This is a genomic window from Variovorax robiniae (assembly GCF_037889955.1).
GTDB classification, from domain to species: domain Bacteria; phylum Pseudomonadota; class Gammaproteobacteria; order Burkholderiales; family Burkholderiaceae_C; genus Variovorax; species Variovorax robiniae.
In genome coordinates this window covers 50,968-65,971 of sequence record NZ_JBBKZS010000022.1, presented here as the reverse complement: position 1 = coordinate 65,971, position 15,004 = coordinate 50,968, and the positions used below count along the sequence as shown (strand labels likewise).

The 15,004-nt window shown below is 67.9% G+C and carries 12 protein-coding genes; 3 read left to right on the top strand and 9 right to left on the bottom strand.

Annotation, left to right across the window (positions count from 1 at the left end):
* The gene (locus WKW79_RS30875) at positions 1-2,361 is read left to right on the top strand and encodes a cytochrome P450/oxidoreductase (RefSeq protein WP_340339058.1); all 2,361 of its coding nucleotides are present in this window, start codon (positions 1-3) and stop codon (positions 2,359-2,361) included.
* Between the two features lie 13 nt (positions 2,362-2,374).
* Here WKW79_RS30875 and zwf read toward each other — a convergent pair whose 3' ends face one another.
* Both zwf and WKW79_RS30865 read right to left on the bottom strand, forming a co-directional pair.
* Complete coding sequence (gene zwf, locus WKW79_RS30870; RefSeq protein WP_340339057.1) at positions 2,375-3,838, bottom strand: glucose-6-phosphate dehydrogenase; 1,464 nt, start codon at positions 3,836-3,838, stop codon at positions 2,375-2,377.
* Positions 3,839-3,975: 137 nt separating this feature from the next.
* The gene (locus tag WKW79_RS30865) at positions 3,976-4,827 is read right to left on the bottom strand and encodes a DMT family transporter (RefSeq protein ID WP_340339056.1); all 852 of its coding nucleotides are present in this window, start codon (positions 4,825-4,827) and stop codon (positions 3,976-3,978) included.
* Between the two features lie 243 nt (positions 4,828-5,070).
* Here WKW79_RS30865 and WKW79_RS30860 point away from each other — a divergent pair, with 243 nt between their 5' ends.
* A complete protein-coding gene (locus WKW79_RS30860) occupies positions 5,071-5,553 on the top strand; it encodes an ESPR domain-containing protein (RefSeq protein ID WP_340339055.1) in 483 nt (160 codons plus the stop codon).
* Positions 5,522-8,437, top strand: a complete 2,916-nt coding sequence (locus WKW79_RS30855) for an autotransporter outer membrane beta-barrel domain-containing protein (protein ID WP_340339054.1) — start codon at positions 5,522-5,524, stop codon at positions 8,435-8,437. The genes WKW79_RS30860 and WKW79_RS30855 overlap by 32 nt, the downstream gene beginning before the upstream one ends.
* Here WKW79_RS30855 and WKW79_RS30850 read toward each other — a convergent pair.
* The 7 genes from WKW79_RS30850 to WKW79_RS30820 all read right to left on the bottom strand — a co-directional run bounded on the left by WKW79_RS30850 (position 8,421) and on the right by WKW79_RS30820 (position 14,977).
* Positions 8,421-9,143, bottom strand: a complete 723-nt coding sequence (locus WKW79_RS30850; RefSeq protein WP_340339053.1) for a helix-turn-helix transcriptional regulator — start codon at positions 9,141-9,143, stop codon at positions 8,421-8,423. The genes WKW79_RS30855 and WKW79_RS30850 overlap by 17 nt on opposite strands.
* An 82-nt stretch (positions 9,144-9,225) precedes the next feature.
* Positions 9,226-10,353, bottom strand: a complete 1,128-nt coding sequence (locus WKW79_RS30845) for an SLC13 family permease (RefSeq protein WP_340339052.1) — start codon at positions 10,351-10,353, stop codon at positions 9,226-9,228.
* Positions 10,340-11,893 carry a class I adenylate-forming enzyme family protein gene (locus tag WKW79_RS30840; RefSeq protein ID WP_340339051.1) on the bottom strand — a complete coding sequence of 518 codons (1,554 nt, stop codon included), beginning with the start codon at positions 11,891-11,893 and terminating at the stop codon, positions 10,340-10,342. Before WKW79_RS30840 ends, WKW79_RS30845 begins: the two co-directional genes overlap by 14 nt.
* Positions 11,894-12,132: 239 nt before the next feature.
* The gene (lipA, locus tag WKW79_RS30835) at positions 12,133-13,113 is read right to left on the bottom strand and encodes a lipoyl synthase (protein WP_340339050.1); all 981 of its coding nucleotides are present in this window, start codon (positions 13,111-13,113) and stop codon (positions 12,133-12,135) included.
* Between the two features lie 3 nt (positions 13,114-13,116).
* Positions 13,117-13,809: a lipoyl(octanoyl) transferase LipB gene (lipB, locus tag WKW79_RS30830; protein ID WP_422823987.1), complete on the bottom strand. Its 693-nt coding sequence runs from the start codon at positions 13,807-13,809 to the stop codon at positions 13,117-13,119.
* Positions 13,806-14,099, bottom strand: a complete 294-nt coding sequence (locus WKW79_RS30825) for an HP0495 family protein (RefSeq protein ID WP_340339049.1) — start codon at positions 14,097-14,099, stop codon at positions 13,806-13,808. The genes lipB and WKW79_RS30825 overlap by 4 nt, the downstream gene beginning before the upstream one ends.
* Entirely contained in the window at positions 14,096-14,977 is an 882-nt protein-coding gene (locus WKW79_RS30820) for a D-amino acid aminotransferase (RefSeq protein WP_340339048.1), read from the bottom strand. Before WKW79_RS30820 ends, WKW79_RS30825 begins: the two co-directional genes overlap by 4 nt.
* Between the last annotated feature and the right edge of the window lie 27 nt (positions 14,978-15,004).

The window sequence follows — 15,004 nt, the reverse complement described above, 5'->3', positions numbered from 1 at the left end:
ATGAACCCGGTCGAAGTCGACACCGCGCGCCGCACCGGCGGCTGCCCCGTGGCCCACGGCCCGCTGTCATCCGAGCGCACGCCCACCGGCTGCCCGGTCAGCCAGCGCGCCGCCGACTTCGATCCCTTCGAGGACGGCTACCAGCAAGACCCGCCTGAATACGTTCGCTGGGCGCGCGAGCAGGAGCCGATCTTCTGGAGCCCCAAGCTCAATTACTGGGTCGTCACGCGCTACGACGACATCAAGGCCATCTTCCGCGACAACATCACCTTCAGCCCGGCCATTGCGCTGGAGAAGATCACGCCCACCGGCGAGGAAGCCAACGCCGTGCTGGCTTCCTACGGCTTCGCGCTGAACCGCACGCTGGTCAACGAGGACGAGCCCGCCCACATGCCGCGCCGCCGCGCTCTGATGCATTCCTTCATCCCCGAGGAACTCAAGCACCACGAGCCGATGGTGCGCGAACTGGCGCGCGAATACGTCGACCGCTTCATCGACGACGGCCGGGCCGACCTGGTCGACCAGATGCTGTGGGAGATCCCGCTGACTGTCGCGCTGCATTTCCTCGGCGTGCCCGAGGAAGACATGGACACGCTGCGCAAGTACTCGATCGCGCACACCGTCAACACCTGGGGCCGCCCCAAGCCGGAGGAGCAGGTCGCGGTGGCGCATGCCGTCGGCAACTTCTGGCAATACGCCGGCAAGGTGCTGGACAAGATGCGCGAGAACCCCGAGGGCGGCGGCTGGATGCAGTACGGCCTGCGCCGCCAGCGTGAGCTGCCCGAGGTGGTCACCGACTCCTACCTGCATTCGATGATGATGGCCGGCATCGTCGCCGCGCACGAGACCACGGCCAATGCCACGGCCAACGCGATGAAGCTGCTGCTGCAACATCCCGACGTGTGGCGCGAGGTTTGCGAAGACCCCAGCCTGATCCCGAACGCGGTGGAAGAGTGCCTGCGCCACAACGGCTCGGTCGCGGCCTGGCGGCGCATCGTCACGTCGGACGCGCAGGTCGGCGGCGTGGACCTGCCGGCCGGTTCCAAGCTGCTCATCGTCACTTCGTCGGCCAACCATGACGAAGGTCATTTCGCCGATGCCGACCTGTTCGATATCCGCCGCGACAACGCCAGCGACCACCTGACCTTCGGCTACGGCTCGCACCAGTGCATGGGCAAGAACCTGGCACGCATGGAGATGCAGATCTTCCTGGAGGAGTTCGCGCGGCGGCTGCCGCACATGCGGCTCGCGCCGCAGAAATTCAGCTATGTGCCCAACACCTCGTTCCGCGGGCCGGAGCACCTGTGGGTCGAGTGGGATCCGAATCAGAATCCGGAGCGCACACAGCCTGCGCTGCGCCATGTCGACGAGCCCGTGCCGGTGCGCATCGGCGAGCCGTCGAAAGGCGCGATCACGCGGCCGGTGGTCGTGGAAAGCGTGACGCCGGTGGCCGAGGGCATCGTCAAGCTGCGCCTAGTGGCGCCCGACGGCCGCGCCATGCCGCGTTGGGCCGCTGGCTCGCACATCGACATCGAATGCGGTCACCCGGACCTGTCGCGCCAGTACTCGCTGTGCGGCGACCCGGCCGATGCGCATGCGCTGGAGATCGCGGTGCTGCGAGAGCCCGCCGGTCGAGGCGGCTCGGAATGGGTGCACGCCCATGTGAAGGCAGGCGACAAGCTCAAGATTCGCGGCCCGCGCAACCACTTCCACCTCGACGAATCCACCCGCAAGGCGATCTTCATCGCCGGCGGCATCGGCATCACGCCGGTCAGCGCGATGGCGCGGCGTGCGAAGGAACTGGGCATCGACTATGAGTTGCACTACAGCGGGCGCTCGCGCGAGACGATGGCTTTCCTCGACGAACTGTCTGCATTGCATGGCGAGCGCCTGCAAGTCCATGCCAGCAGCGAGGGACAGCGCAACGACCTGGCCGCGCTGCTCGCCACGCCGGATGCCGACACGCAGGTCTACGCCTGCGGCCCGGTGCGCATGCTCAAGGCACTGGAGGCGCATTGCGCCCATTGGCCTGAGGACGCATTGCACGTCGAGCACTTCGAATCGACGCTGGGCACGCTCGACCCGTCACAAGAGCATGCCTTCGAGGTCGAGCTGAAGGACTCCGGCATCACCGTCCCCGTGCGCGCCGACCAGACCGTCCTGAGCGCGCTGCGCGCCGCCAACATCGACGTCCAGAGCGATTGCGAGGAAGGCCTCTGCGGCTCCTGCGAGGTGCGTGTGCTGGCCGGCAAGGTCGACCACCGCGACGTCGTGCTCACGCGCGCCGAGCGCGAGGCCGGCACGAAGATGATGGCCTGCTGCTCGCGCGCCTGCGACGGACGGCTGGTGCTGGAGCTCTAGGAAGCCCGGGCCGTCAACTGCCCGCCTTGTTCGGATCCCGCCAAGCCCGCTCGAAGGGCAGCCGCCACGCGTGCGGCGCGATCAACTGGTGCACAGGCTTCGGCCCCCATGACCCCTGTTCGTAGAGCCGCACTGGCGGCGGTGATTCGAGCAGGTGCGTCGACACCTCCCACAGGCGCTCGATGCCTTCCGCCGTGGTGAACAGCGTGCGATCCCCGCGCATCGCATCGAGGATCAGCCGCTCGTACGCCTCCAGCACTTCTCCCGCCAGCCCGGTGTCGCGCATCGCGAACTGCAGGCTCAGCTTGTCCAGCCGCATGCCCGGCCCGGGCCGCTTGCCATAGAAAGACAGCGACATCTTCGACGCATCCGCGAGGTCGAAGGTCAGGTGATCCGGCCCTTGCGAGCCGACGCCGGAACCCGGCGGGAACATGCTCTTGGGCGGCTCGCGAAACGCGATCGAGATGATGCGCTGCCCCTCTGCCAGCCGCTTGCCGGTGCGCAGGTAGAAGGGCACGCCGGCCCAGCGCCAGTTGTCGATGTGGCACTTCAGCGCGATGAAGGTCTCGGTGTCGGAGTCCGGGTCCACGCCTTCCTCGTTGCGGTAGCCGCTGTACTGGCCGCGCACCACGTCGGCGGGCTGGATCGGCTCCATGCTGCGGAAGACCTTGTTCTTCTCCTCGCTGATCGGCGCCGGGTCCAGCGCGGTGGGCGGCTCCATCGCCATGAAGGCCAGGATCTGGAACAGGTGCGTCACCACCATGTCTCGGTACGCGCCGGTCTGCTCGTAGAAGCCGGCGCGCTTGCCCAGGCCCAGCGTCTCGGGCACGTCGATCTGCACATGGTCGATGAAGTTGCGGTTCCAGATCGGCTCGAACAGGCCGTTGGCAAAGCGGAAGGCCAGGATGTTCTGCGCCGGCTCCTTGCCGAGGAAGTGGTCGATGCGGAAGATCTGCTCCTCCTGGAACACCTCGTGCAGCTTGCTGTTGAGGGTGACCGCGCTCTTCAGGTCGGTGCCGAAGGGCTTTTCCATGACGATGCGCGAGCGCTCCACCAGCCCCGCCTCGCCCAGCATGCGCACCACGGTCAGCGCCGCGTTGGGCGGCACGCTGAGGTAATGCAGGCGCCGGCATTCGGCGCCGAGGGATTGCTCGGCACGGTCGACCGCCTCGCGCAGCGTCGAGGCGCCGGCCGAGAGCGGCACATAGTCGAGCGTCGCGGCAAAGCCGTCCCACGCCGCCTGCGTGACCTTGCGGCTGCCGAATTCATCCAGCGCCGAACGTGCCGACTTGCGAAAGGCCTCGACATCCATTTCGTCGAGCGACACGCCGATGATCCGGCAGCCCGGAATGAAGCCGGTGCTGCACAGGTGGAACAGGCCCGGCAGCAGCTTGCGCCGCGCCAGGTCGCCGGTCGCGCCCACCAGCACCACCACTTGCGGAAAGCGCGGACCGACGCCGGGAGGAATCTTCGCCATCGTTGTCACCCTGGGAGTTGTGATGTGCAGCCAAGCGATTTCGATGCCAGCGCGGCCGCGTAGCTCGCGATGATGACTGGCAATTCGATCGTGCGCTGGTACGCATATGCGGCGATTCGCTTTCGATGGCCGAGGGCTCAGGCCGACCTGGTGCGCGTGCCCAGCACCGCCGCGGAAATGATCATCGCCGCCGCCTGTGCAATCGTCCAACTCAGCGGCCGGCCCGTCACCACCAGCAGCAGGGCCGTCGAGGCCAGCGGCGTGATGTAGCTCAGGATGCCGATCTGGCGCACGTCGCCGCACTTCAGCGCCATGTCCCACAGATAGAAAGCGGCGCCGAGCGGCCCGAGCCCGCACAGGGCCAGCAACAACCCATCGCGCATCGACAGGCTGGTCGATGGCTCCAGCAACACATGGCAGGCCAGCGAGAGCACACCCGAGACCAGCCCGAACAACCCGATGGCGGCGGTCGGGAACGCCGGCACCCGCTGCGTCCACAACGAATAGCTGGCCCAGATGAAGGCCGAACCGGCAGCCAGAGCGAAGCCCCAGGTCTCGGTGCTCACGCCGGCCGCACCACCGCGCGCGCCCAGGATTGCGATGGCCGCGCCGGCAAAGCCCAGCAGCGCCGCAATGACGTGCGTCGGCCGCAACGACACGCCGACCAGCAGCACCGGCGCCAGCACCACCATCAGCAGCGGCCACAGGTAGTTGACCAGGTTGGCTTCAACCGGTGGCGCATGCCGCAGCGCAAGAAACAGCAGGAAGTGGAAGCCGAACAACCCGTAGACGCCCAGGGCCAGGGTCCGTGGCGGCACGCGCCAGGCCGCCCGGTCGCGCACCACGCTCGGCAGGCTGAGCAGGCTGCCCAACACCAGGGACGAGCCAGTCAGCAGGAAGGGCGGCAAGTGCGACAGCGCGGTACCGAGCGAGGCGAGCGTGGCCCAGAGCGCGATGGCGCCGAGGGCATACAGATGGGACGTTGGCATGCGTCGAGGCTAGCCGGTGCGGTCGTCGACTAATGCCGGTTTGTCGTCGCGAATTGCGGGATCGAGTGCCCTGCAAGCCATCACGAAGCACCAAAAGCGTGAATTTTGCGTAACCGAAAAGTCACACACCGTGTCAAATAGAAACATGAGTACTTTAGTCGTGCGACGCGGCCTGCGGCGAGAGCGGAAATTTCCCGAGCAGCTTCCGGACGCCCGACCTTTCTTTCCGCAGGGAGTCGTCAGATGAATCTTGTTTATCGCCTCATATTCAACAAGGCCCAAGGCTGCTGGCAGGCCGTCGCCGAGATCGCGCGCAGTCGCGCAGGCAGTGGCCGCGCGACAACAGCCGGCGCCGCACGTGTCGCATGCCAAGTCGCGCCGCCGGGCGGAGGCATCCGGTCGATCGCCGTCGCCATCGCCGCGATGTTCGTGGCCGCGGGCCCGGCGACCGCCGCCCCGGGCGGCGCTGGCGGCAAGCCCGTCAACCCCGTCCTCTGGGCTGGCGCTGGTGGCGCCGACGGCACGGGCGGCATGGGTGCGGTCAATGACACCGATTCCAATGCGCACGGTGGCAACGGCGGCAACGCGACCCCCGCCGGCCCGACCGCAGGCGCCGACGCCTCGATCGGCACGCTTGGCACGGACCCCTCTTTCGTGGGGGGGCAACGGCGCCGGGGGCGCGGCTGGCACCACGGTGTCGCCGAATGGGGCCCCTGGACAGGATGACCCGACCAACGGCAACGGCTTCGGCGGCGGAGGTGGCGGCGGCAATGCAGGCGCCTCGGGCCCGCTGACATCGAACACAGGCAGCGTCGTGGGTGGGAATGGCGGCAAGGGCGGCAACGGCTTCTGGGCAGCCGGCGGCGGTGGTGGCGGCGGCTATGGCGCCGTCGTCGACCCATCCGTCACCGCGTTCGGGAACAGCGGCAGCATTTCGGGCGGGCAGGGGGGCGACGGTGGCACGGCCGCGTCGCAAGGCGGCGGCGGCGGCGGTGGCGGCACCGGCGTCTATTTCGCGCCCTCCGATCCGGCCAGCGTGGCCACCAACACCGGGACGATCACCGGCGGCAACGGGGGCAATGGCGGGGACGGCCTGACCCGCTCCAACCGATCCAGCGGTGGCGGCGGAGGTGGGGGCAACGGCATCGCCTTGCTGGGCGGGCAATTGAACAACCAGGCCGGCGCAACGATCACCGGGGGCAACGGCGGGAACGGTGGCAACGTGGTCGCCGGCCCTGCGGATGCGGGCACCCTGTCGGGCAGAGGAGGCGGCGGCGGCCATGCGGTGGACGTCGCGGGCAGCGGCGCGCGGATCATCAATGCCGGCAACCTGGTCGGCGGGAACGGCGGCGTTGCCGGCGTGAGCACCGGCGCAGTCGGCACCGCCGGCGTCGCCGGGGTCGGTGTCAACGTCACGGGCGATGGCAACAGCGTTGTCAACGCCGGCAGCATCTCCGGAGGCTTGGGCGGCGACGGCGTGACGCGCGGCAATGCCGTCACCTTCACCGGCAACAACAACACGCTCGAAGTGCAAGCGGGCTACGGATTCACCGGCAATGCGATGGCGACCGGTACCGGCAACGCGTTCGCGCTGGGTGGCAGCACCGATGCCGCATTCGACGTGTCCGCCATCGGCAACCAGTACCAGGGCTTCACCGACTTTCGCAAGACAGGTGCCAGCACCTGGACCCTCGACGGCGCCCAGGCGGGTGTCACGCCGTGGACCGTGAAGGCTGGCGCCTTGTCCATTGCCCGCGACGCGAGCCTCGGCGCACTGGCCGGCGTGCTCACCCTCGACGGTGGCGCATTGCAGACCACGGCCGACATCTCCACCGCGCGCCAGATCAACCTGGACGCGGATGGGGGCACCTTTGTCACCAACGCCGGTACGACCTTGAGCCTTGGCACGGGCATGGCGGGTGCAGGCGGCTTGACCAAGGAGGGCGCCGGCACGCTGCTGCTTTCGGGCGCGAACAACTACGCTGGTGCGACCGCCATCAACGCGGGCACCGCGCGCGCGGGCGCGGCCAACACCCTGAGCGCCATCAGTGCCCACAGCGTGGCAGCGGGTGCAACGCTGGATCTCTCCGGGTTCAACCAGACGGTGGCGTCACTCGCCAACGGCGGCACGGTCAGCCTGCTGGGCACGACGCCCGGCACCACGCTGACCGTGAACGGCCCCTACGTCGGCAACAACGGCCTGCTGCGCCTGGGCACCACGCTTGGCGACAGCAGCAGCCCCTCCGATCGACTCGTGCTCAGCGGCGCTACCGCCGTCGCGAGCGGCACGACGTCGGTGCAAGTCGTCCAACTCGGCGGCCTCGGCGCGCTGACCACCGGCAACGGCATCGAAGTCATCGGCACCTCGAACGGCGGCAGCATCGGCGCCAACGCGTTCACGCTGGCCGGCGGGCACGTCGATGCAGGCGCGTTCGAGTACCGGTTGAGCACCACGCCCACGGGCGGCTACCTTCGCTCCGACGTGCAGGTGACGCCGCCAGCACCAGCACCAGCACCAGCACCAGCACCAGCACCGGCACCGGCACCGGCACCGGCACCGGCACCGGCACCGGCACCGGCTCCGGCTCCGGCTCCGGCTCCGGCTCCGGCCGACGTCGTCAAGCAGCAGGCGCCGACTCTGCCTCCCTTGACCGTCACGGCATACCGTGCCGAAGTACCGCTGCTCGCCGCCTTGCCCGAGCAGTTCCGCCAGCGCAACTACGCCATGCTGGGCAACCTCCACCAGCGCGTGGGCGACGATGCCGGCATGGCGGGCGGAAGCCGCCAGGGTTGGGCGCGCGTGATCAGCGTCGACGACACGATCAGCCAACAAGGCACTGTCGACCCTCGCAGCAGCGGCCGTGCCACCGGCTTCCAGGCGGGAACGGACCTCCTCGTCAATGGCGGATGGCGCGCCGGCCTCTACGTCGGCCAACTCGATGGCGACATGCAGGTCAGCGGCTTCTCCGGCGGCATCCTGAATCGCGCGGTCGGGTCCAACGACCTGCGCAACCAGTACCTGGGCGCTTACGCCACCTTCAAAGATGCGGGCGGCTTCTACCTGGACGCAGTCGCGCAGGCGGGCCGCCACCGCTACACCTCGTCGACCGGCACCTCCCTGGCGATCTCGGGCAAGGGCGACAGCCTGGTCATGTCGCTGGAGCTGGGCCAGTCGATCCGTTTGACGCCGAGCTGGACGATCGAGCCGCAGGTACAAGTCGCGCACCAGAGCCTGAGCCTGGACAGCGCCTGGATTCCCGGCGCGACGCTGGTGCGGCAGTGGACCGCCGATGGTTGGCTGGCCCGCGCGGGCGTGCGCGTGAAGGGCGACATCACGACCGGCGTCGGCGTCCTCCAGCCCTACGGTCGCGTCAACCTGTATGCCAGCACCCGCGGCACCGACGTCTCGAACTTCGGCACGCTGGCGGGCAATACCGCCATCCTCACGAACACGGGCGGATTTAGCGGCGAAGTGGCCGTCGGCGCGACGCTGGCCGTCACGCCGGCCGTGAGCCTGTACGGTGAACTCGGCAAGCTCTGGGCGCTGGGCGGCGACACGCGTGTGCGCAGCAGCCTCAATGGCAGCCTCGGCGTCAAGGTCCGCTGGTAGCCGGCGACGGTTGCGGCGATGCGGCTTCCTCGCGCCGCATCGCCGCCGTCAGCGCCGAGGGCGAGCGGTAGCCGGTGCGGCGCGCCACCTCGGCCACGCTCATGCCGTGGCCACGCAATTGCCGCGCGTGCACCAGGCGCTGCTGGCGCAGCCATTGCATTGCGCCCACCCCGCATTCATCGCGGCAACGCTGCGCAAATTGACTCGGGCTCAGGCAGACCACGGCGGCCATGTCGGCCACCGTCAGCGGACGTTGCCAGCGGGCCTGCGCCCACAGGCTCAGCGCGGCCCAGTCGATGGCCCGGCGGCGGCTGGCACTGGCCGGTAGCGGCCCCCAGGCCTCCAGCAGCAAGGCGGGTCCGTGGTGCAGGGCGAGCTTCGGGGCGTCGGGTTGTCCCAGGCACAACGCCAGGTAGCTTGCCAGCGACAAGGTCCGTTGCGTCATGGGCGTGCGCCCGACCGCGCGCGACCAGAGCAGGTCGGAGGTGTCGAGCACCAGGCACTGGGCGCCCTCGCTCGATTCGAAGTCGTGCCGGTCGCCCGGCGCGATCACCCAGCCTTCCCCGGCCGTGATGTGCCGCCCGCGGCCTTCCACTTCCAGGTCGAGTTGCCCGCCCAGGCCCACGAGAACCTGGAAATGCCCATGCGCATGGCTGCCGTGCGAGGCGCCATAGCGGCGCAGCGACAGGCCGTGCGTGGGAGGCATGACAGGATCGGCGGGGAGGGACGGTGGCATGTTCGGCCCCATTGTCGAGCGGGCGGGAGGGCGCAGGCAAACGTGTGCCGGTTCAACCGATCCGCAGCAGCAGCGCCGAGGCGGCGCACACCAGCAGGAATGGAATGCTGATCCGATGAAACTCGCGCAGCCCATGCGGCAGCTTCGCCAGGCGAAGCGCGATCAGGTTGGCCAGCGAGCCCAGCACGCAGCCGAAGCCGCCCACGCTGACCCCGGCCGCCAGCGCCGGCAGGTCGCGCACCGGACCATCGAGCAGGATGGCGGCGGGCACGTTGCTGATCACCTGCGAGGTGAGCACCGCGGCCAGGTACGCGCGCCAGCCTTCGTCGATCGGCCAGCGCCCGAGCAAGGTGGCGATGGCAGGCAACTCGGCCAATTGCCGCAGGTCGACGAACATCAGCCCGATGATCGCCAGCAGCGACCAGTCGATGCCGCGCAACACGCCCCGGTACGTCAGCAGATAGACGCCGAACACCAGCCCCAGCCCGGCCAGCAGCCAACGGTGCTCGAGCGCCACCACGAACGCGACGAACAACCCGGCGGACAGCCAGAGCAGCCGCGGCTGCATCGGCCCGGTGTCTTCCACGTGCTTCAGCGTGATCGGCGTGCGCGGCACCAGCAGCCACACCGCGACGATCAGCCAGGCCAGCATGATCCCGACGGTCGGCGCCATCATGCCCATGAACCCGAGGAAGCTCTCGCCGGAGCGATGCCACAGGTAGAGGTTCTGCGGATTCCCGATGGGCGTCAGGGCCGAGCCCGCATTCACCGCCAGCGCTTCCAGCACCACCAGCCGGCCCAACGGCAAGTGCGCCTGCGTCGCCAGCACCCGCGTCAGCGGCACCAGCAGGAACAGGCTCACATCGTTCGTCACCAGCGCCGACAGCAGCGCCGACGTGGCCACCAGCAGCAGCGCCAGGCTGCGCAGGTTGGTGCAGCGTTCCAGCAGGTGCTCGGCCGTCGACTGCAACATCCCGCTGCGCTCCACGCCCTGCGTGATGGCCAGCAGTCCTGCCAGCGCGCCGATGGTCGGCCAGTCGACCAGTCGGAGCAGTTCGAGGGGCGCACGCGGACGAACGAAAGCGAGCACGACCGCCACTGCCAGCAGCACCCACAACAGCCCGTTGCCGCCGCCCTCCTTGTGGGACTGCGTCGCTGGCGTGGCCTCAGCCGCGCCCATGCCGGTCGCGCAATTCGCGCTTGAGCACCTTGCCGATGGCGCTGCGCGGCAGCTCGTCGATCAGGTGCAAGGCGGCGAGCCGCTGGGTCTTGCCGAGCTGGGCGTTGGTCCATTCCAGCAAGACGGCCGGCTCGGTGTCGTCCCCGGGCTTGCGCACCACATAGCCGATCGGCGTCTCGCCCCAGGCCTCCGAGGGAACGCCCACCACGGTCACGTCGGCCACCGCCGGATGGCCGCGCAACACCGCCTCCAGGTCGCTCGGATAGATGTTGAAGCCGCCGCTGATGATCATGTCCTTCTTGCGGTCGAACAGCGTCAGGAAGCCTTCCGCGTCGAACCTGCCCACGTCGCCGGTGCGGATGAAACGCTTTCCATCGGGCGCGAACCACTCGGCTTCTCGCGTCTTCTCCGGCTGGCGGTGGTAGCCGACCATCATTCCGGCCGAGCTGCCGACCACCTCGCCGTCGCCGCCGGCCGGGACTTCACGGCCCTCGTCGTCGATCAGCCGGATGTCGCTGCCTTCGGCCGGGCGGCCGACCGTATGCAGCTTGCCAGGATGCAGATGCGCTTCCAGGATGCAGGTGCCGCCGCCCTCGGTCATGCCGTAGAACTCGACCAGCCCGCCCGGCCAGCGCTTCAGCACATCCGCCTTCAGCGCCGCGCCAAAGGGCGCGCTGGTGCTGAACTTGTATTGGAATGACGAAAGATCGTGCGCGTCGAAGGCCGGATGCGCCATCAGGCGCTGGTACTGCACCGGCACGAGCATCGTGTGGGTCACCCGGCTTTCCTGCGCGAGCCGGAGGTAGGCCGCCGCGTCGAACTTCGACATCAGGATCACCTGCCCGCCGAACGCGAGGGTCGGAAAAAACACCACCAGCGTGGTGTTGGAGTAGAGCGGCGTCGAGAGCAGGGTGACGGTGTCGGGCCCGTATTCGTAGCGCGCGCCGCGCTTCACGTGCGACCAGCGCATGCCGTGCCCCTGCACGATGCCCTTCGGTTCACCCGTCGTGCCGGATGAATAGATGATGTTGAAGGGAGATGATGGCTCCGGCGCCACTCTCGTGGGCTTGGCGCCTTCCGGCGCGAGCCAGTCGTCGAAGGCACGCCCGACATCGGAGCCGTCGAGCGCGATGCGCGGAATGCAAGCTTCCGGGGCGCCGAGCACGTCCGCCGTGCTCGCATCGGCAAAAACCAGCTTCGCCTGCGCATCCCGCTGCATGCGGGCCAAGCTCTCGGGCGTCGACCCTGGCGCCAGCGGCGCGACCGCCACCCCGGCCCGCAAGGCGCCGAGAAAAACTGTCGCGTAGGTGACGGAGGACCACGCGCAAATCGCGATCGCGTCGTCAACCGCTAGGCCGTCGCGCTGGAGTGCCGCCGCGACCCGGTCCATCAATGCGTTAAGTCCAGAGTAAGTGAGCGTGCGCTCGCTGTCGCGTAATGCAAGGCTGTCCGGCTGTTCGACCGCATGGATCTGGATGAGGTCGGCAATGAGCCCGAAGTCTTGGGCGATGGCGTCAGGTAGGGTGAGGGTAGGGGACATGGTCAGGTGATGGAGGCGTCAACGAACTGTCGACACGCTGCGTTGAATGATGCCGCGAGCCATGAGGCCGCGATTCCAATAACCAGGACGCATGATGACCCGTTCCAACAAACCCGACGTTCGCGCAGACGACAAGCGCTCCGGCCCGCCGACCCGCCGCCGTCCGGCCCGTCAAAGCAATCCTTCCTGATTCCCTGTGCGCGCAGGCCGCTGGATCCAGCCGGCCTGCAATTCGCAAGTCACACGCCCGCGGCGTGTGCCTGCTGGTCGGCGTGGTAGCTCGACCGCACCATCGCACCCACGGCCGCATGACTGAAGCCCATCTTGTAGGCTTCTTCCTCGAACATCTTGAAGGTGTCGGGATGCACGTAACGGCGCACCGGCAGGTGGCTGTTGCTCGGTGACAAGTACTGACCAATGGTCAGCATCTCGATGTCATGTGCGCGCATGTCGCGCATCACCTGCAGGATTTCCTCATCCGTCTCGCCCAGGCCCACCATGATGCCGCTCTTGGTCGGCACGCTCGGGTGCAGCGCCTTGAACTTCTTCAGCAGGTTCAGGCTGAACTGGTAGTCGCTGCCAGGGCGCGCTTCCTTGTACAGGCGCGGCGCGGTTTCCAGGTTGTGGTTCATCACGTCCGGCGGCGCGGCCTTCAGGATTTCCAGCGCGCGGTCGTCGCGGCCGCGGAAGTCGGGCACCAGGATCTCGATCTGCGTCATCGGCGACAGCTCGCGGATGTTGCGGATGCAATCGACGAAATGCTGGCTGCCGCCGTCGCGCAGGTCGTCGCGGTCCACGCTGGTGATCACTACGTACTTGAGGCGCAGCTTGGCGATGGTCTTCGCCAGGTTCAACGGCTCGTCCTTGTCGAGCGGATCCGGCCGGCCATGGCCGACGTCGCAGAACGGGCAGCGGCGCGTGCACTTGTCGCCCATGATCATGAACGTTGCGGTGCCGTTGCCGAAGCATTCGCCGATGTTGGGGCACGAAGCCTCTTCGCAGACCGTGTGCAGGTTGCTTTCGCGCAGGATCTGCTTGATCTCGTAGAACCGGGTGGTCGGGCTGCCGGCCTTGACGCGAATCCACTCGGGCTTCTTGAGCACCTCGGCCTGCACGACCTTCACGGGAATGCGCGACAGCTTGGCGGCGGCCTTCTGCTTGGCAAGGGGGTTGTAGCTTTCCTGGCTCTGGGCCTCGCGAACGACTTCAGGGGTGCTCATGGTTCAGGGGGCCAGGAAGGTGACGAGCTTCTGGCCCAGTACCTGCGCAGCTTCTTCCCAAGTGGTTTGGACCCCGATTGTAGAAAGATCGACCGTTTTCAGCCCGGCATAGCCACAAGGGTTGATGCGATCGAAGGGTTCCAGGTCCATCGCGACATTGAACGACACACCGTGGTATGTGCAATGCCGGGCGACCTTGATGCCCAGCGCGGCGATCTTGCCGAGGCCGCGGAACGGGTCGCCCGGATGGACCGGCCCGCTCAGCGCGGCGTGCGAGAACGGGTCGTCAAGCCGGACATAGATGCCCGGCGACCCGGCCACACGGTGCCCTGTGACCGCGAAATGCGCGAGCGTGCGAATCACCGCCTCCTCGATCCGGTAGACGTATTCCTTGACGAAATAGCCGGCGCGCCTGAGGTCGATCAGCGGGTAGGCCACGACCTGGCCGGGCCCGTGAAAAGTGACCTGACCGCCTCGATCGGTCTGCACCACCGGGATGTCGCCGGGGTTGAGCACGTGGTCGGCCTTGCCGGCGATGCCTTGCGTGTAGACCGGCGGGTGCTCGCAGATCCACAGCGCGTCTGGCGCATCCGACGAGCGTTCCTGCGTGAGCTGCCGCATGGCCGCCCAGGTGGGCTCGTAGTCGACGCGGCCCAGCCGCTCGACGGCGATGGCTGTGGCCGCCTCCGTGGTCAGAGGACCACCTTCACCATCGGGTGCGAGGACAGCGCACGGTAGAGGTCGTCGAGCTGCTCCCGGCTGGTCGCGGTCACGGTGACGGTCACGCCGAGGTACTTGCCGGTCTTGCTGTCGCGCAACTCGACCGTCGCGGCGTCGAAGTCGGGATCGAACTGCTTGGCGATCGCGGTGACCGCGTGCACGAAGCCGTCGGCGTTCTCGCCCATCACCTTGATCGGGAACTGGGAGGGGTATTCGATCAGCGACTCCTGTCGCGTCTCGATCTTGTCGTTGGTGGGAATGGTCATGGGGAAACTCCGTTGCGCTGCTTGGCCTGCTGGTAGGCCGCGTACAAGGCGTGGTAGATGGGGCCGGGTGCGCCGGTTCCAATGGGTTGGCCGTCCAGCAGGGTCACTGGCAGCACCTCCTTGCTGGCGGAAGACAGCATCAGTTCGTCGGCGCTGAACACTTCTTCGCGCGTGATGCGGCGCAGTTCGAAGGGGATGCTGTTGTCGCGGCACAGGCGCTCCAGCAGGCCATAGCGAATGCCCTTTAGCACCTTCTCGTCGGGCACCGGTCCGGCGACGCGACCATTCTTCACCACCCAGACATTGCTCGACGAGGCCTCGCTCAAGGCCTCGCCGCGGAACATGATCGTCTCCGTCGCGCCGGCCTCGATGCTGATCTGCCGTGCCAGCACCGCGCCCAGCAGGCTGGTGCTCTTGATGTGCGCCTTCTGCCAGCGGAAGTCATCGGCCGTCACGCAGGCCACGCCCTTGGCGCGAGCACTGTCGGGCACCGGCTTCATCGTGTTGACCATCGCGAAGACGGTGGGCCGGATGCCGCGCGTCATCGCATGGTCGCGCGGGGCCACGCCACGTGTCACCTGGAAGTACACCGCAAGTGATGGGCCGCTCGACTGCGCGACAAGCTTCTGCGCAATCGCGCGCCACTCGGTGTCGGTGTGCGGGTTCTCGATCTGCAACTCGGCCAGCGAGCGGCCCAAGCGGGCGATGTGTTCATCGAAGCAGAACAGGCGGCCGTCATAGGCGGGCACGACGTCGTAGACGCCATCGCCGAAGATGAAGCCGCGGTCCAGCACGCTGATCTTCGCGTCGCGCAGCGGGGTGAATGCACCGTCCAGATAGCAGAGCGTATCGGGCAGCACAGAGGTCAATGGGTCCATCCCGGAATTATGGGCGTCACGCCTTGC